Origin of the sequence: Bacillus sp. SG20033 (genome assembly GCF_044570195.1) — a bacterium.
Taxonomy (GTDB): Bacteria; Bacillota; Bacilli; order Bacillales; family Bacillaceae; genus Bacillus; species Bacillus subtilis.
Map to the genome: position 1 here is coordinate 3,384,527 of NZ_CP172606.1, position 18,413 is coordinate 3,402,939.

General features: G+C 47.7%; 17 protein-coding genes and 1 pseudogene. 3 read left to right on the forward strand and 15 right to left on the reverse strand.

Annotated elements, in window-relative coordinates:
• Positions 1–118: 118 nt before the first annotated feature.
• The 7 genes from pucE to allC form a co-directional block, all read right to left on the reverse strand.
• Positions 119–640 (reverse strand): xanthine dehydrogenase subunit E, encoded by a 522-nt coding sequence (pucE, locus tag ACFVP7_RS17885; RefSeq protein ID WP_396582612.1) that lies wholly within the window; start codon positions 638–640, stop codon positions 119–121.
• Positions 631–2,874, reverse strand: a complete 2,244-nt coding sequence (gene pucD, locus ACFVP7_RS17890; RefSeq protein WP_396582614.1) for a xanthine dehydrogenase subunit D — start codon at positions 2,872–2,874, stop codon at positions 631–633. Before pucD ends, pucE begins: the two co-directional genes overlap by 10 nt.
• On the reverse strand, positions 2,875–3,708 hold the full coding sequence (gene pucC / locus ACFVP7_RS17895; protein WP_268548009.1) for a xanthine dehydrogenase subunit C: 834 nt from the start codon (positions 3,706–3,708) through the stop codon (positions 2,875–2,877).
• Positions 3,705–4,322 carry a xanthine dehydrogenase accessory protein PucB gene (pucB, locus tag ACFVP7_RS17900; protein ID WP_396582616.1) on the reverse strand — a complete coding sequence of 206 codons (618 nt, stop codon included), beginning with the start codon at positions 4,320–4,322 and terminating at the stop codon, positions 3,705–3,707. The genes pucC and pucB overlap by 4 nt, the downstream gene beginning before the upstream one ends.
• Positions 4,319–5,311, reverse strand: a complete 993-nt coding sequence (locus tag ACFVP7_RS17905) for an XdhC family protein (protein ID WP_396582618.1) — start codon at positions 5,309–5,311, stop codon at positions 4,319–4,321. Before ACFVP7_RS17905 ends, pucB begins: the two co-directional genes overlap by 4 nt.
• Positions 5,312–5,537: 226 nt before the next feature.
• Positions 5,538–6,788 (reverse strand): (S)-ureidoglycine--glyoxylate transaminase, encoded by a 1,251-nt coding sequence (gene pucG, locus ACFVP7_RS17910; protein ID WP_396582620.1) that lies wholly within the window; start codon positions 6,786–6,788, stop codon positions 5,538–5,540.
• A 16-nt stretch (positions 6,789–6,804) separates the two neighbouring features.
• Entirely contained in the window at positions 6,805–8,043 is a 1,239-nt protein-coding gene (gene allC / locus ACFVP7_RS17915) for an allantoate deiminase (protein WP_396582622.1), read from the reverse strand.
• A 224-nt stretch (positions 8,044–8,267) separates the two neighbouring features.
• Here allC and ACFVP7_RS17920 point away from each other — a divergent pair.
• A pseudogene (locus ACFVP7_RS17920) lies at positions 8,268–8,337 on the forward strand (hypothetical protein); the annotation flags it as partial.
• 132 nt (positions 8,338–8,469) lie between these two features.
• Positions 8,470–9,336: an endonuclease I family protein gene (locus tag ACFVP7_RS17925; RefSeq protein ID WP_014480775.1), complete on the forward strand. Its 867-nt coding sequence runs from the start codon at positions 8,470–8,472 to the stop codon at positions 9,334–9,336.
• A 33-nt stretch (positions 9,337–9,369) separates the two neighbouring features.
• Here the strand turns inward: ACFVP7_RS17925 and ACFVP7_RS17930 are convergent, their stop codons facing one another.
• Positions 9,370–10,473 (reverse strand): ABC transporter ATP-binding protein, encoded by a 1,104-nt coding sequence (locus ACFVP7_RS17930; protein ID WP_024572486.1) that lies wholly within the window; start codon positions 10,471–10,473, stop codon positions 9,370–9,372.
• A gap of 181 nt (positions 10,474–10,654) precedes the next feature.
• Between ACFVP7_RS17930 and frlR the strand changes: the two genes are divergently transcribed.
• Positions 10,655–11,383, forward strand: a complete 729-nt coding sequence (gene frlR, locus ACFVP7_RS17935; protein ID WP_014480777.1) for a transcriptional regulator FrlR — start codon at positions 10,655–10,657, stop codon at positions 11,381–11,383.
• A 24-nt stretch (positions 11,384–11,407) separates the two neighbouring features.
• Here frlR and frlD read toward each other — a convergent pair whose 3' ends face one another.
• The 7 genes from frlD to ACFVP7_RS17970 form a co-directional block, all read right to left on the reverse strand.
• Positions 11,408–12,262, reverse strand: a complete 855-nt coding sequence (frlD, locus tag ACFVP7_RS17940) for a fructosamine kinase FrlD (RefSeq protein ID WP_071577500.1) — start codon at positions 12,260–12,262, stop codon at positions 11,408–11,410.
• Between the two features lie 13 nt (positions 12,263–12,275).
• Positions 12,276–13,178 carry a carbohydrate ABC transporter permease gene (locus ACFVP7_RS17945; RefSeq protein WP_003228625.1) on the reverse strand — a complete coding sequence of 301 codons (903 nt, stop codon included), beginning with the start codon at positions 13,176–13,178 and terminating at the stop codon, positions 12,276–12,278.
• Between the two features lie 3 nt (positions 13,179–13,181).
• Entirely contained in the window at positions 13,182–14,060 is an 879-nt protein-coding gene (locus tag ACFVP7_RS17950) for a carbohydrate ABC transporter permease (protein WP_014477910.1), read from the reverse strand.
• Between the two features lie 57 nt (positions 14,061–14,117).
• Positions 14,118–15,386 carry an ABC transporter substrate-binding protein gene (locus ACFVP7_RS17955; RefSeq protein ID WP_396582625.1) on the reverse strand — a complete coding sequence of 423 codons (1,269 nt, stop codon included), beginning with the start codon at positions 15,384–15,386 and terminating at the stop codon, positions 14,118–14,120.
• Positions 15,387–15,466: 80 nt separating this feature from the next.
• Positions 15,467–16,453 carry a fructosamine deglycase FrlB gene (gene frlB, locus ACFVP7_RS17960; RefSeq protein ID WP_015251278.1) on the reverse strand — a complete coding sequence of 329 codons (987 nt, stop codon included), beginning with the start codon at positions 16,451–16,453 and terminating at the stop codon, positions 15,467–15,469.
• Between the two features lie 214 nt (positions 16,454–16,667).
• Positions 16,668–17,042: a nucleotide excision repair endonuclease gene (locus ACFVP7_RS17965; RefSeq protein WP_003228617.1), complete on the reverse strand. Its 375-nt coding sequence runs from the start codon at positions 17,040–17,042 to the stop codon at positions 16,668–16,670.
• Positions 17,043–17,144: 102 nt separating this feature from the next.
• Positions 17,145–18,263 carry an FAD-binding oxidoreductase gene (locus ACFVP7_RS17970; RefSeq protein WP_283933752.1) on the reverse strand — a complete coding sequence of 373 codons (1,119 nt, stop codon included), beginning with the start codon at positions 18,261–18,263 and terminating at the stop codon, positions 17,145–17,147.
• Positions 18,264–18,413: the final 150 nt, after the last annotated feature.

Below are 18,413 nucleotides of genomic sequence, written 5' to 3' on the forward strand. Positions count from 1 at the left end.
TCACTAATCATTTTCTAATCCAGAAGCTATCAAGTTCTACGAGATTTATCGTGATGTTTCCCACAGCGCTTCTGCGTCTTGACCGCGCTGTCTGACTGAGGCTAAAAAAGTCCGGCTCTTAAAAGCCGGACTCCAGACTCCCCCCGTTCAACTCTCTTCTAATCCTGCAAGCTGACCGCATAATCCCGCCATACCCGGTACACCGGCACAAATTCCCCGCCAGCCCTTCTTCTATATCTTTGTCAGAAGGTTGAGGGGTTTCCCGAAACAATGCTTTAAGCGCAATGATCATTCCCGGCGTACAGTAGCCGCATTGGAAGCCGCCTTCTTCCAGGAAAGCGGTTTGACACATATCCAGCTCTTCTTTTTGAAGCCCCTCGATGGTTGTGATGGAATGGCCGTCTGCTTGATAGGCCATCGTCATGCACGCATTGGCAAGCTTCCCGTCAATTAGGATGGAGCAAGCTCCGCAGCGGCCGATTCCGCAGGACACCTTTGTCCCGGTCAGCTGAAATTCCTTTCTAAGCAGGTCACTCAGATGTGTCGTAGGAACGGCAGCAACCTCCCACTCCTGCCCATTCACGGTCATCCGGAACTGTTCCTTTTTTACAGGAAATGGCCCGGCCTCTTTTACGTCCATTGCTTCAGCCCCTTTCTGTCTATCACTTCAAGCAGCTCTTCTCTTGAAATCGGCAGCTTGTTTATCCAGCAGCCGACCGCATCATGTACAGCCTTTACAATAGCGGGAGTGATGGCGATCGTTCCGATTTCGCCAACTCCCCGCGGTCCATATGCGTCTCCATTCATTAGTTCTTCTATTGCGATCACCTTCATGCTAGGAACATCTTTGACACTAGGGATCAAATAATGATCGAGATTTTCCGCCGCATAACGGCCGTCCGTCATTTTCGCTTCCTCCATCAGCGTATAGCCGAGCGCCATGGCGGCGCCGCCTTCAATTTGACCCCGATAACCCTGCGGACTGACAACCGGACCTGCCGCAATAGCGTGCTCACAATCTATCACTTTGACCTCGCCTGTTAACAGATCTACCTCCACCTCAACGGCAGCTGCACCGAAAGAATACAAGAAATGACTGCCTGGTGCTACGACAGGATCAGGCGTTGTTGGAAAGTCAAAGGCCGTTTCCTCTGCCAAAGGGCCTTTTTCAGCCAGCTCCTTATACGTCACCACGAGCGCCTTTGTGTTTTTGTCACGCAAGCCTGCAGCGCCGGGAATAAGGTTTTCCGCTGAACAGCCGCTCCATTCTGCCGCCCGTTTTTTCAACTGGGCTAGAAACGGCTTCTTCAAACGCTGGATCGCGTGCCACACCATGCTTGTGCCGCGGGATGCTGTGGAGGAGCCTGACTTCGGCACTTTTGCGGTATCCCCAATAACAATGGAAATATCCTCTGCGGCACAACCTAACTCCTCCATGACAATCTGTTCAATCGCTGCTAGAATCCCCTGTCCGCATTCTTCAAATCCAAACGAAGCAGTGATTTTGCCTTCACTCGAAAGAGACAAACGGCCTCCTGCCGCATCCATTCGGCCAAACCCCAGCCCGCCGCCGTGCATTGTAATTGCCGCTCCCGTGCCTCTTTGCAGATACCCGCAGTTCCGGCTTGTTTTTTTAAGAATGGGAGATTTAGATATGGCATTCAACACCTGTGCCGCTCCGTCAGTCGATGCAATCCGATGCTCAAGCGGCCCCAAGTCATGCGGTTTTCTGATATTTTTTCTTCTCAGCTCCAGCGGGTCGATGCCGAGCATGCCGCTGAGACGATCGAGATGGGTTTCGAGTGCAAATGTGATTTGGTTGCCGCCAAAGCCTCGAAATTCACCCGCCACCCCGTTGTTCGTAAATACTGATATTCCTTCAGTCCGGATATTCGGAATACGGTACGGCCCCGCGGCATGCTCGACAGAAAAATCAAGAACAGCCGGTCCGAGCGTAGCATATGCGCCTGTGTCCGCCACAATTTTCACGTCATGCGCCAATAGATTTCCTGAATGATCCGCACCCGTTTTTATCGTAATCTTCATCGGATGGCGCTTAATGCCAGACCGTACAGATTCCTTTCGTGTCTGATGGATTTTGACAGGACGTCCGCTTTTCAGTGACAAAAGCGCGGCATACGGCTGAATATTCAGCTCATCCTTCCCTCCGAACGAGCCGCCCATCGGACTTGACACAATCCTGATCTTCTCTTCAGGAATGTCAAAAATACGGGCAAGCTGGAAACGGTCTTTATAGCCGTGCTGGGTTCCTGCATACATCGTAAAACCCCCGTCGTCTTCCGGAACGGCTACGCCTCCCTCCGTTTCCATATACGTATGCATCTGCCGCGGCAGCTCATAGGTTTCTTCAAGGACTGTGTCAGATGCTTGAAACCCTTCTTCCACATCGCCGTTTGAAAAAAATGCGCGGTGCAGGATATTCCCGTCCTCATGCAGTCTTTGCGCATTCGGCCGAAGCGCTTTTTCTGGTGAATCCATGACTTCCAGCTCTTTATACTCAACTCGAATCAGCTCCAGCGCCGCTTCCGCGATTTCTTCCGTTTCCGCAGCAACTGCGGCGATCGCATCCCCGACATACCGCACCCTGTCCTCACATAAAACCGGCTGATCAGGGATGACAATGCCAAATCGGTTTAAGCCGGGAACGTCTTTATGTGTGACGACGGCCTGCACGCCTTCCATTTTCTCAGCTTTTATGGTGCAAACCGACACAATCTCTGCATGAGGATAAGCACTTCTCAGCACCTTGCCATACAGCATTCCCGGAAAGCTGAGATCGGTCATATATTTCAATTCCCCTGTGACCTTACCCCTTCCATCCGGCCTGACTCTTGACGGTTTGTTGATGATCATTTATTCCCCTCCCTCAGCCATCAGCTCTGCCATGATGACGTTGGCAGCGGCTTTTTTTCTGTATGCCGCTGACATAAAAGCATCTGAGGAAAACGGCAGCTCATGGATAAGTGTTTTGTACAGATCATGCGAGTCCCACCCTGGTGCCATCCATTTCGCTTCGCTGTCCAATAATCTCCTAGGAGTGATATCGGCATGGCCAGCGGCGAGGCGAATGCCGCCGTCTTTCAAAAAACGTCCAGCTGCAACAGCAACCGCTCCTGTAAAAGCCTGGCGCCTTCCAAGCTTGTGATAAAATACACGCTCTCCCTCCGCCCGCGGGATGATGACACGCGTGACGATAGCCGTTCTAAAGTCTTCCTCACTGAGCCAAGCGCCAAGCGGCAGCCTGATTAGCTTCTTTTGATATACGATAAGATCAGCATCAAGCACAAGCAGAAGCGGAATAAAATCACCGATTTTACTGGCTATGTTGCCGCCAATCGTGGCACGGCTGCGGATTCCCGGTGCGGCGACAGCGGAAGCAGCGTCACTGAAACAGCCAAGCGCGCTCTTGATCAAAGGGTTCTTTCTGCATTCATTCAGTGATGTGAGCGCCCCGATCGACACGTGGGTGTCACTGGCGCTGATCCCTCGCATCTCGTCAATCCCTTCAAGGCTGACAAGGTGCTGTTTCGGTAGAGTTCCTTTGTCCCACTGAAGCTGAAGCAGCGTGCTTCCCGATGCGGCACACACATCCGGAGCAAGCTTCTCTAAAAGCGAATAGGCCTCATCAAGCGCTGTCGGCCTCCATAATTGAATATTCATTCTTGCTTTTGTCACTTGGCCGTTCAAGCCATCGCCCTCCTTACCATGTTATATTCCTCGGGTGTATCAATATCGTCCAACTCGCCGCTATCCTTTGCCTCCAAAACCGCTCCTGCTCCAAGCTGTCCGCTTTTCAGGAGCCTGCGAGCCCCTTCATCTCCCGTTAACCCCTTTACATAAGGAAAACAAGCCGACGAGAAGTAGATTGGCGGGGTGAACGTTCCTAAAAACGATGACACGGCAAATGACTCAGGAGCCAGTGCCATAAGGGCATTGAGATGATCGACGGAAAGCTGAGGCTGGTCGGCTAACAATATGACAACGCCGTCCGCCCCCATGCTTTCTGCTTTTCTCACCCCGCTGCTGACTGAATGCCCCTGACCCTTTTCTGCGTCTTGGCAAACGTGCAGGCTCCAGCGTTTTTGAAAAGGCGGAGCGTGATACGGCGCCCCTATCCACTCAAGGGAAGCATGTTCTGTCCGCTCGACGACCAGCACGTGATCAAGGCGGGACGACAGAGCAGTTTTCAAAGAAAGGGAGCCTATGTTTTCTCCTTTTAGCGGCAAAGCCAGCTTGTTTTGACCCATTCTTCTGCTTTTGCCAGCAGCGAGAAACACGCCGATCAGATAGGGGTTTCTCATACAACCGCCAGCCGTTTTCTTGTTTGAATAATTTCTGCAACTACACTTACCGCAATTTCCTCGGGACCTTCCGCACCGATTTCAAGCCCGACCGGACTGTAAAAGTGAGACGGGGGATGTTTTCCGTTCAGCAGCCGTTTCGTGCGGTTTGCCGAACCCAACAGTCCAATATAATGGAGGTTTTGAGAAAAAAAGAAGTTGATGATCGTTTGATCGTGCTGATAATGATGGGTTGCCACAACAGCTGCATCATGCGGAAAAAATTGAAATTCGCTAAGCATTTGTTCCGGAAAAGCGGTGATCAGCTGATCCGCTTTTGGAAAAAGAGAGGATGTACAATAAGCGGGCCGCCAATCCGTCACGATAACAGAAAACCCTGTGTCAGCCGCCAAATTGGCCAGCGGTACAGTATCTGGTCCCGCCCCAAACAGAATGAGACGCGGCTTCGGTTCAATTCGCTGAATAAACATGTTAGTGGTTTGATCGAAATGCGGTAAATGAAGCGTTGAAACAGTACGTTGAATATCTTGCAGAGGCGCGTCCGGCCAGTTCCCAAAATGCCCGTTCTCCGTCAGAAATAAATAATGGGAGGATTCAATCTTTATAACGGAAGTGACAGCTTTGCCTGAATGAAGGCTGTCCCTCACTTTCTCATAGTGCCGCCTTTTTCCCTGAGTGATTCGCTCCGCATGAACATGAATAATGCCATTGCACCCGGCTCCCATGCCCCAAGAAAGATCATCCTCCGACCGCATGTCGTAGGGAATCAGCGTTGATGTGAGCTGTTCGCCCAGCGCACTGATTCTTTGGAATACATCTTCTTCCACACACCCGCCGCTCAGCAAGCCAATCCGTCTGCCTTTTTTCTTAAAGAGCATAGAGGCGCCTGCTTTTCGATACGCGGAGCCTTCAACTTGAACAATTGTCGCCAGTACAGCCTCCTCCTGGTCTTCCAGGAGCGCATCTAACATCGTGTGAAAATTCCCCAATGCCGCATCCTCCTCTCGAAAATTGCCGTGAGAAACAACTAGTTCAGCGTGATTTTATAGGTAACTTGTATAAAGAATAGATGATGGAAGAAAAAATGACTCATGATTTGTCAGAAAATAAAACACATAGAAAGAGGATTTGTAAAAAGAGTCAAACGAAGAAAATCAGATTGGAGAAAACACGAAATCATATCTAAAAAGCTTGCGGAGTTCCGCAAGCTTTTCTTTACACCGCTGCCTGGCAGCCAGCGTTTTCATACACATCCAGCGCTGCTTGGAGCGCTTTTCCTGCTTCGATTCCTGCGTTATGTCTGAGAAGCACAGCCTCTAACCCGGCAAGCACGAATAGCACGTTTTCTTTTCTGCAGCTGTACCCCATCGTGCCGATTCTCCAGATCTTCCCTGCGAGCGGGCCGAATGAGCTGGCGATTTCAATACCGAATTGTGCCAGCAGCATGTCACGGACAGAATCGCCGTCAATGCCGCCGGGAATTTCGACACAGGTGACAACAGGCATTTTGCAGCTGTCATCTCCAAACAATCTTAGCCCCATTGCCTTTATCCCTGCTGCTAATGCGGCTTCATGGTGCCGATGCCGCTCGAAACGCGCCTCAAGACCTTCTTCAAGCACCAGTCTGACTCCCTCACGTAAGGCGTACAGCATCGTCGTCGCTTCTGTATGATGATTGAGCCGTCTTTCGCTCCAATAATCCTCAAGCTGGCTCAAATCAAAGTAGTTGCTTGTGATTGGCCGATTTCCCAAAAGCGCTTCCCTGTCAGCTTGTGTCGCAATCCCCCGCTCCACCTTTTTGCGAGCTGCAATCACGTCCGCCACCCGCTCATTATATGTAATCGGCGCCATTCCTGAAGGCACAGACAAACATTTTTGCGTTCCGCCGATGGCAGCGTCAATCTTCCATTCATCGACTTTTACCTCGCAGCCCCCAATCGTTGCGACTGCATCGACGATAAACAATGCATCCTCGGTGCGGCAGGCTTCGCCGATGGCTTTTAGCGGGTGAATCCGTCCTGTCGATGTTTCTCCATGCACCATGGCCACAATTTTCGGCTTCACTTTTTTTATCTCCCGTATGATGTCCTCTGGGTCAAAAACCGTTCCCCATTCGCACTCAAGCATATGAACATTTGCCCCATATCGCTCGGCGATTTCAGTCAGCAAATAACCGAAACGGCCGTAAATGGGAATGAGCACATCATCTTCCGGCTCTATGACACTAGCCAGCACTGCTTCAATTCCCGCCCGTGAAGTGCCGTCAATCGGGTATGCCCAGCGGTTTTTTGTTTGGAACAGCTCCCGAAGCATCTCCATCGTTTCATTCATAATACCTGTAAACGCCGGATCAAATTGGCCGACAACCGGGGTGCTCATTACTCTTAATACACGCGGATCAACCTCAACAGGCCCCGGCGTCATAATCGTTCTTAATGGGGTGCATAATTCTCTTCTGCCTGACACAGCCATTCCTCCTTTATCAGTAAGCCAGTTTATATAATAAATCAGTCAGTGCGCGGACGCCGATCTCAAGCTGTCTGGCTGACGTATATTCCTTCGGTGAGTGGCTGATGCCGCCTCGGCTTGGCACAAACAGCATACAAGCAGGATAGCGCCTTCCGATCATTTGCGCGTCATGCCCTGCTCCGCTCACCATTTCCTCACAGCTGAAGCTGTTTTCTAATGCTGTTTCAAAAGCCGCAGCCTTCAGCCTTTCGTCCATCGGCACAGGCTCTATCCGCATATATTCATCAATCACGGCGCGAATTCCTTTTTGAAGGCAAATGCCGTTGATCAAAGCAACCATGTCTTGATGAAACTGCTCCAGCACACGCTGATGCTGATGGCGAATATCGATTGAAAACTGGACGCGGCCCGGTATGACATTGGCTACATTGGGCTCTGCCGTTATTTTTCCGCATGTCAGACGGAGCTCCTCCGGCAGCTCCTCCGACCGCAGCAACAGCTCATGAATGATACGGCTGCTGGCTGCGAGCGGGTCCTTGCGCCATTTCATGGAGGTAGTTCCCGCGTGATTGCATTCCCCCTCCAGCGTGACGAGATATCGCCTCTGCCCCGCAATGCTTGTCACAATCCCGAGATCCCGTCCTGACATTTCCAATGTCTGTCCCTGTTCAATATGGAGCTCAACAAAAGCGCTGATATCTGTCCTATATGCTGCCTGAAACACACCTTTGCCAAAACCGTTCTCATGCATCGCATGTTGCAGCGAGACTCCTGATTCGTCTCTTGGCTCTGCTCCATCCTGTAATGAAAAAACACCCGTCATATTCCCTGATCCCCAATAGGTCATTGGAAAACGGCTGCCCTCCTCCTCACATAAGGATACCGCTTCGAGTGTTTTTTTCGGCGCTCCATATGTCTCTTTGAGCCGCTTTATCGCAAGCATTGCCGCCAGAACACCATAGGCGCCGTCGTATTTTCCCCCATTGATGACAGTATCGATATGTGAACCGGTTACAATGACTTCATCCGGAGACTGGGTGCCCGAAAGCCTTCCAAACACATTGCCGACATCGTCGAATCTTGTATCAAGCCCGAAAGAAGACATTTCCGTTTTCACAGCAAGCTGTGCGTCCATCCACTCTTTTGTGTATAAAAGCCTCGTTACGCCGCCATCCGCAGACGCACCGTATTGGGCGAGCCATTCAATATAATCTGTGATGCTGTTTTTTACTGAAAGCTTCTGCTTTTCCATGTACTCCCCCCTCTGGCCGCTATGGTGACTTCATTATAGAAGGAGCAACATGATAGTTCATTGACAGATTAACCAAAAAAACGTTTATTTTTTAGTCACAGTATCCATCCAGCAACCAGATTCACCCTACATGTCACAACTATTTTGATGTAAAGGTCAAAAGAAAACACGGTAAGGAAGAGAGCCAGCAAGAGCGAAAGAGAGGGTCAAGCTCAGCTTGCCAGAGAGGCGATGTTTGCGGAACGGATGAAAACGGAAATGCCGGCAGCTCGCAAAAAACAGGACCTAAAGATATAGGAACAGGAGATTTCCGCCTCCTCCAAAGGGACTAATTTACAATTTTAATGAAAAATATACAAAATGACACTTCTATCCTTTATTTCAATTTTAGATAATAGACATGATCTGATAAAAGGAGGGCAAGTGATGACAAAAAAAGCATGGTTTCTGCCGCTCGTCTGTGTATTACTGATTTCCGGATGGCTTGCGCCGGCTGCTTCAGCAAGCGCGCAAACCGCATTAAGCCTCAATGACCGATTGGCGTCTTCCCCTTCAGGAACGGGAAGCCTTCTCTCATTAGCCGCCCCAGCTGCACCCTATGCTGACACAGATACCTATTATGAAGGGGCTGAAGGTAAAACAGGAGACTCGCTAAAAAGCACCCTGCACCGTATTATCAGCGGACACACGATGCTGTCCTACAGCGAAGTGTGGAACGCGCTGAAAGAAACGGATGAAGATCCGAGAAATCCGAATAACGTCATCCTGCTCTATACGAATGAATCGCGGTCCAAAAACCTGAACGGCGGCAATGTCGGCGATTGGAACCGCGAGCATGTCTGGGCGAAATCCCATGGCGATTTTGGTACGAGCAAGGGACCTGGTACTGATATTCATCATTTGCGCCCGGCTGATGTTCAAGTTAACAGCGCCAGAGGAAATATGGATTTTGACAATGGTGGCACTGAATATGCGAAGGCACCCGGAAATTATTATGACGGCGATTCATGGGAGCCCCGCGATGATGTGAAAGGCGATGTTGCCCGCATGCTGTTTTACATGGCTGTCCGTTACGAGGGTGATGACGGCTATCCTGATCTTGAGCTTAATGATAAGACAGGCAACGGCTCAGCTCCTTATCATGGCAAACAATCTGTCCTGCTCGAATGGAATAAGCAGGATCCGGTTGACGACCGCGAGCGGAAAAGAAATGAAATCATTTATGAAAAATATCAGCACAACCGCAATCCATTTATCGATCACCCTGAATGGGCGGATGAGATTTGGCCGTAAGAAAAAGGTGCTCCTTTTAAGGAGCACCTTTTTCTAATACACAGCCTCTTCCGTTTCCGCATCGAAAAAGACGACGTGGTCCATTTTCACTGAGAGCTGGATTGAATCGCCTGCATCGATTCGCGTGTTTCCGTCCAGGCGGACCTTGAGCCGCTCGTCCCCAGCCATAACATGCACTATGAGCTCCGAGCCCAGATTTTCATTCACTTCCACCTTCGCTTGAAACACTGAATCAAACAACTGGTCATTTCCTGTCATTTGTGTGATGTGCTCCGGCCGTACACCGGCAATCATCTGTTCTCCGGCATATCCCTTTTCCTTCAGCCGCTTTGCTTTTTCCTCAGGAATATGAAGCCGGATCGAAGAATTTGTGAAAAACAGCTCGCCATGCTGCTGTTCTATGATGCCTTTCAAAAAGTTCATTCCGGGAGAGCCAATGAAGCCTGCGACAAACAAATTGGCCGGGTAATGATAAATGTCATGAGGTTTCGCCACTTGCTGAATTTCCCCTTCATTCATGACGACAATCCGATCTCCCATTGTCATTGCTTCGGTCTGGTCATGCGTGACATAAATGATCGTTGCCTCTAATCGCTGGTGCAGCTTGCTGATTTCTGTCCGCATCGTCACTCTTAGTTTTGCATCCAGATTAGAAAGCGGCTCGTCCATTAAAAAGACCTTCGGCTCCCTCACAATCGATCTGCCAAGCGCCACCCTTTGCCGCTGCCCGCCGGAGAGCGCCTTCGGTTTTCTCTTCAGCAAATGTTCAATTTCTAAAATTCTAGCTGCCGCATGAACCCGCTCGGCAATTTCCTGTTTCGCCATCTTTCTGAGCTTTAATCCAAACGCCATATTATCAAAAACCGTCATATGCGGATAAAGCGCATAGTTCTGGAATACCATCGCAATATCACGTTCTTTCGGCGGAAGATCATTGACCCGCTCCCCATCAATAAGAAGATTTCCTTCAGAAATGCTTTCTAATCCAGCCACCATCCGCAGCGTTGTAGATTTTCCGCATCCTGACGGCCCCACCAGCACCAAAAGCTCCTTATCCTTTACATCTAAATCAAAGTCCTTCACGGTTAATTGTGAGTGATATGATTTTTTGACGTGTTCAAATGTTAATGAAGCCATCAGAAAAGTCCCCCTATCTTTTGACCCGTTATTTCGTCACTGGAAACAACTTGGTCTTTCTGTTATTTTTAGAGTAATCGATTCCCATTTTTGCTATATTTCTAAAATAAAAAATGTAAATTTGTATTATAACGTCATAATACATTATAATATAAATAATAGGTTAAAAGGAGGCTACCCTTTGTTAAACAACGGAAGTTCTACACCTTTATACATTCAGCTAAAACAAATCATCACTGATGACATCAAAAAGGGCGTGTATTCCCCAACCGCCAAGCTGCCTACCGAAAACGAGCTTTGCACCAAGTATAACGTCAGCCGCATCACCGTCAGGAAAGCCATTCTCGATTTAGTCGAAGAAGGCTATCTGATCAGGCAGCAGGGAAAGGGAACGTTCGTTAAAAGCCCTAAATTAAAACGAGAGCTGATCGCTGTAAACGGCTACTCGGAATTTATGGAATCAACCGGCAAAAAACCGAAGCATCATGTGCTGTCCCATGACATCATTCCAGCGTCAAAACCCATCGCAGAAAAGCTTCAAATCCATCCCGAGAGCCCTGTCGTTGAATTAAAACGGATTTTATATAATGATGATCAGCCTCTCACCTTTGAAGTGACGCATTATCCGCTTGATTTGTTTCCCGGCATTGATACCTTTATTGCTGACGGCGTATCCATGCATGATATTTTGAAACAGCAATACAAAGTTGTACCCACGCACAATACGAAGCTATTAAACGTTGTATATGCCCAACAGGAGGAAAGCAAATACCTGGATTGCGATATCGGGGATGCGCTGTTTGAAATTGATAAAACGGCTTTTACATCAAACGACCAGCCAATCTATTGCTCACTGTTTTTGATGCACACAAACCGTGTCACTTTTACCATCAACAGCCCCTACACATAACAGGCATAAAAAACGAGACACTGCTTATAGTATTCTCGTTTTTTCACTGCTTCCCCCGTCCTCCAAGCGATAAGGATAGCCATAGCCGAAAGCTCCGTACACACCGCATGTTTTCGCAGCCGTTTCGGCGGCCTGGCGCAAAGCGTACGTTATATCCTGCTTCACGCAAAAGGCAGTCAAAAAGCCTGCTATAAAAGAATCTCCCGCTCCAAGTGTATCTATTATATCAGTTTCCACAATCGGCTGATGATAGATTCGATCACCCGCAGACAGGATTGCTCCTTGGCCCCCTCGGGTCATACAAACCATTTTGGCTCCGTACCCATGAGCTGTTTTGGCAAGCTCGCCGCATTCCGACTCACTCAAATCGCTTCCTGAAAAAAACGCATACGTCACATAAGGACAGACCCTCCTCAAATAATCATCCTCCCGATTGGTTGAAAAATCAAATGAGACCGGGACAAGCCCGCACAGCTGCGGAAGATCGTTCTCAAGCCTGCTGTACACGCTCGTATGCAACAGATCATGTCCGCTGATAAAGGCTATATCTTTCTCCTGGAACACGAGCCGAAGCCGGGACTGAATGCCGCCTTTATTTGACCTGACAAAAATGCGGTCCCCCTGTTCATCAAGGGTGACAATCGCCATCCCGTTTTCTCCGTGCGCCTGGCGGATATAATCTGCATTGACCTGCTCCAGCTTGAGAACGTTCAACAGATGTGCCGCGGCTTCGTCATTGCCGACGATTCCGATATAGGAAGACTCATGCCCGAGCCGTTTGGCAAGCACAGCGACGTTTAGGGCATTTCCTCCCGGGTAGAATGTTTCTTGGTCCTGATAATAATCTACAACGTTATCTCCAACCGCAATCAATTTCATAGCGCTTCCTCCTTTATCCTTTTACACTGCCGCTTGCAATCCCGCGGACAAAATATTTCTGCATCAATAAAAATAGAATAATAATCGGCGCGGCTGAAATCGTTAACCCCGCCAGCAGAACGCCCCAGTCTGTCTGCAGCGCGTCTCTGAACTGCATCAGCCCGGCTGGAATGGTCCGCAAATTCTCATCATCTATGAAAATAATCGCAAACATAAACTCATTCCATGTATGGTAAGCCGTCAAAATGCCGGATGTCACCAAAATCGGCACACTCATTGGTAAGAAAATTCTGAAAAATACCCCAAAACTTGTACACCCATCCAAATAGGCCGCCTCCTCCAATTCTTTGGAAATAGAAAGAAAATAAGAGCGGATCAAAATGATGGTGAATGGGATCCGATAAGCCGCATACGGCAGGATTAACGCCCAATACGTATTGTACAGGCCAAGCGACTGAATAATAGAATAAAGCGGCACAAGACTGACCTGCGGCGTCAGCATCAATCCGCCGAGACATAGCACCAAGAAGAATCCTTTTCCTTTAAACTCAAACCGGGAAAGGCCATACGCTGCCCATGCACTGATAAAGACAGTGATCACACACGTCAGCGCCGTAACGATGACACTGTTCATAAAATAAGAAGAAATCCCCTGGTTCCAGGCGGAAACAAAATTTTCCGGATGCCACGATGACGGCAGCGACCAGCTGTGCTCAAAAATATCGTCAGAGTTTTTAAAGGCGCTCATCACCATCCAGAGAAGCGGATAGGCAATCGCAATCAGATAAAGAAACAGAAAAACCCACACAGACGTTTCTCCGATATACCATTTTCGTCTAGGCTTATCTTTAACCTCAATGTGCTGGTCAGGCACAGGCTCCAACCTGAACGAATCTGTCTTCTTCTGAGGCAGCATCAGTTACTCCTCCTTTCCGGTTTTAAAGAACTTCATTTGCATGAGCGATAATGCAAGCGTAATGATTAACACGACAGTGGCAATCGCTGAGGCGTAGCCCATCATATCCTTTGTAAAGGCGCTTTTATATAAAAACGTGCTCAAGACTTCTGACGCGTTTCCCGGCCCGCCGCCTGTCAAAATGTACGGCTCATTAAAGACCGTAAAGGCCCCGGTCAGCGTCATGACCACCGCAACAAAAGACATCTCTTTCGTCTGGGGAACAGTAATATGAAAAAACTGCTGAATTTTACCCGCGCCGTCAAGCCGGGCCGCTTCATACAGTTCATCCGGTATTTTTTGAATCGACACAATGTACAGCATCGCAATATAACCGACAGATTGCCACTGGGACACAAAAATGACAGAAAGCATAGCTGTGCTGTCATCCCCGAGCCAGGCCCTCGTCAGCTGATCAAGACCGATGGCCTGAAGCAGCTGATTCAAAAGCCCTGTCTCCGGATTGTAAATAAAATCAAACAAAAGCGCGATCACAGTCATTGAGATGACAACCGGCAAAAAGAAAACGGTACGAAAAAACGGCGACCATTTTCTGACCAGCTTATCCTCAAGCACCGCCGCCAAAATCAAACCGCCAAATACCTGGCATACAATTGAGATCACTGCATAAAGCACATTATTGGTAAGTGCCTGATAGAAGACAGGATCATGAAATAATTCAACATAGTTTTTTAAGCCGATAAACGTTTTTTCCGGAGAAAATGAGCTCCACTGAAACAGGCTGAGGAATACATTCTCAAAAATCGGGATATAAACGAAAAGTAAAAAAACGAGAGCGGGCACCAAAAACAAATAGGGGATTATTTTATTCTGATTGACCAAGGGTATCTCATCTCCTTTATAAAAAGAAAAGGTGCGAAGCTTCACCTTTTCTTTGATTTATTCAGCTGACGCCCTCACCTGCTTTGCTGCCTTTTGAACGGCTTTCATCACCTGCTGCGGTGTCATGTCGCCGCCAAGCATTTGCTGGACGCCTGTTAGGTACGCATCTGCGACTTCAACATCGACATCCATATCAAACCATGGAACCATTGATTTGGCATCAACGATATGCTGAACGGCTTCACGCTGAATAGCTGTTGCATTTTCTTCAGTAGCCGTACCTTGCACTGCACTGTATTTCCCGACATCTTTCACGAGCTTTTCGCCCATTTTTTTCGACGTCAAGAACTGCAAAAATTCCATCGCTTCCTTCGGATGTTTTGTTCTTGAGGAAATCATGAATCCTTCCGGCGCTCCCGTTAACGCTTCTGAAGATCCTTTTTGCCCGCTGATTTCAGGAAATGGGAACATCCCGAGATTAACCGGTTCAACCAGCTTGATTTCCGCTGTTTCCGCATATATCATCGCCGACTTTCCGCTCTTAAATTGCTGTCTCACATATTCGTGGTCGACGGAGTTTACATGTTTATTAAAGTAAGGCATCAGCTCTTGAAGCTTTTCAAGTGCTTTTACGTAGCCTTCATCAGTAAATTCACCCGTTTTGGCGTTATAGTCCTTTTCCCGTATTTTTTCATCGACCATCCGCTGATTAAGCGTGCCGATATAGTGCGAGATTGTCCAAGTCGCCTTTGTTCCGAAGCTGATCGGTGTGTAGCCATGTTCTTTCAGCTTTTTTGACACATCGATGAATTCATCCCACGTCTTCGGGGGATCAAGATTCAGCTTTTGGAAAATGTCTTTATTATAGAAGAATGATTTAGCGTCCATTTGCCACGGCACGCCATATTGCTTGTTTTCATAAGTAAATGGTGTAATTTGCGATTGAACGAGCTGTGATGACCAATCGGTGTCATTTTTGTAGTAGGACGAGAGATCAAGTGCTTTATTGCCTCTGATAAATTTAAAAGCAAACTCATCGCTCCAAGAGAAGTAAATGTCAGGAGGGCTGGTGGTTCCCAGCATGACCTTAATTTTATCTTTATAGGAGTCATTTAAAACGGCTTCAATTTGTATATCGATATCTGGGTGTTCTTTTTCAAATTCCTTAACAACCTCTTCAAAATAACTTTTTTCCGGCTCCTTCGGCCATCTGTGGAAAAATTTCAATGTCACCTTTCCGTCCGCTGAACTGCTTTGGCTCGAACAGCCTGCAATGGTGAACATACTGACAGCTGCAATGATCAAGAACAACAACATTTTCTTCAAAGGGTTGGCCTCCTCTGGACATTAGACTATAATGTTATATAACATTATAGTCTAATGCATAATGGTTCCTCATTTTCAGATCAATACTCAACTTTCCACATGTATCTTCTATGAGATAAAGGATGATTTCTCGCCTCTGCCAGCTCGTCTGCATAGCTTCTCAGTACACGATTGAGAACGAGCGGAGCAAGATAGCCTTTAACTGAATCGTCAATTGCAGTGAAGTCGTAAGATGCAGCATCAAGCACAGTGAGCTTTTTGCCATACTTTTTCGAGAAGGTAAGCGCCCGCTCTTCAAGAGGTCTTGTTTCATCTAAACCGAGCAGGATGATAAACGGCACGGATTCATCAATAATTTCAAACGGTCCGTGAAAATATTCTCCGGCATGAATGGCGTGGGAATGAATCCATTGCATTTCCATGAGAATGCAGATGCTGTAGGAGTAAGCGACACCGTAGTTTGCACCGCTTGCCATGGTATAAATAATGCTTTCTTTTTCATGGGCTTTTGCAAATTGCTTGGCGTTGTCAGCTTCCTGCTTAAGGGCTTTTTCATATACAGCCTGCAATTGATCTAAGCCTTCAATTGCTTGTTGGAATTTCGTATTGTTTTCTAATACTTGCAGGGTTCCAAAAACGATTTGATACAAAACGCCATAGTTTGTATTGATCGCAAGCGCCTCATCACCCCAATCGTACTGGGCAACATATTGCGCTTCCTGCGCTAAAGGAGACTCCGGTTTAAACGTCATCGCAATCGTAAGTGCACCCTTGCCCCTTGCAAACGCAGCAGCTTTGACTGTCTCCGGGGTATTTCCCGAATGCGAGCACAAAATAACAAGAGACTTTTCACCAAGCTGAACAGGGTTGCGCTGAATAAATTCGTTGGCGCTGTAGAGGTCGGAGTTTATTGATTTTGACTCTCTGTCAAACACATACTTACTCGGATACATAATGGCAGAAGACCCTCCGCATGCGACAAAGAATACATGATCAATGGTTTTCCCTTTCAAATCCTGCAAGAAAGCTTGAACCTCACGATTTACTTTTGCTGTGGCCTGACTCAAATCCTTCACTCCCCGTTTTTATTATATAACGTTATATAACATTATATATCGTTATATTAAAGTCCGCGGCTAGAATTGTCAATATTATTTTCTGAAATTTCTCAATAATTTATTCGAATGATAGACAAAGGGCCTATATGCGAAAAAATGCCCAAATCAAAAGCCAGAACTTGACTTAAGCTCTGGCTCGCTGTTCAATCCGCAGACTGACGTCTTATTTAAAAAATACCTTGTCTATGTTGTACTTCGAGTGCTGTGTATTGATGATATATGTTTCGTAAATCTCTCTTTCCATTGGATCATCAACTACACATACCTCAATTTTATATACTTCGTCTCTGTGATGTTTGATCGGTGAAACAGTGTCTTCGAAATGCTTCTTAATTCTCTGTCTTAACTTTCTGGCTTTACCGACAAACAGCAGCTCATCATGAATGTTGTAAAACATAAAAATGCCGCCTTTGTCCCTTGGTATCTGGTGAAAGTCGATGAATCCGTGAATCGGTTTTATCTTCGGCTCGTTATCATTAGCTGACTGCTGTCGTTCAGTGATGGTGACATTCGGTGCGGGTATATCAATTTTTATCAAAATCAGTTCACGTCCTCTTTTTCATTAAAGATAAATGCTAACACATACAGAAAAGAAAAGCTAGAACAGCTTTACTATATTTGTTTGTTATGCTCTTGCTTATTATGCAAGTGCTCCGGCTGGATGATAAGGACTAAGGTCTAATTCTGTCTGCTTTCCGAGAACTAGCTTTGCGAGCTCTGCACCCAAGAACGGCCCCATCGTCAGTCCAGAAGCACCCAAACCGTTTGCAGCGTACAGGCCTTGAACATTCGGCACGGCCCCTACGACCGGCAGAAATCCCGGTGTAAACGGCCTGAAGCCCACTCTTGTTTCAACAGCAGCCGCATCAGCAAGACCCGGTGCAACTGCTAACGCTTTGCTCAATACTTCGTGCTGGCCTCCGGCTGTCACACGAAGATCATCAAGACCGGCATCGTTTTCGTGTGTGGCGCCGGCTACAATTCTGCCGTTATCAAACGACAGAATGTACTGATCACTCGGCGGCATTACAACCGGCCACGATCCTGTATCTGCATCTGTCATTTCAAAATGCATAATCTGCGCTTTTTGAAATGACACTTGAAAATGAATGCCAAGAGGCTTCAATATCTCATTGGCCCATGCTCCCGCCGTCACAATGACCGCGTCAGCCGCAAACTGCTTTGTATCTGTTTGCACGCCGGTGACTGTTCCGTTTTCAAAAAGCAAAGACGCATTTCCTTTAATGACCGTTGCGCCGCGTTTCTCTGCAGCGCTTAAAAGCGACCGGCACAGCGCTCTTCCGTTCACACGGGCGGCACCGCTGATATGAACCGATTCATAGCCGTCAGCTAAAATCGGAAACAGCTTTTTCGTTTCACTTGCAGACAAGCGGGTAATGTCGCCGATTTCCGGCGCATCCTCCCGTCTCTTATACGCTCTTTCCTCCATTTTATCGAGTTTAGACGCGTCAGTATGAATGCTGATGGCACCGACACGTTTGTATCCTGTATCCGTTTCACCGTCTTTTTCCAATTGATGGATTAAATCCTTATAGTACCGCGCTCCCCCCTTAGCAAGCTGGTACCAATCCTGATTACGGCGTTGCGAGAGCCATGGACAGACGATCCCCGCCGCCGCATCAGTCGCTTGTCCCGGCTCTTTCCGATCAATGACAGTAACGCGAGCGCCTGATTTTGCGAGATGATAAGCCGTCGACGCGCCCAGAATCCCTGCGCCGACGATGATGTACGATTTCATATGCAAACACCTTTTCTATTATAATGTCTATTCATTTTACCAAATAGAATGCTTTCCTTCGACCTTTTGCCCTAATGTGGAAAAACCGCGAAGTTCGTCCAATCTCTTTACTCTCCTAACGAATATCCTGTCACTATCAATAGAGAAAGG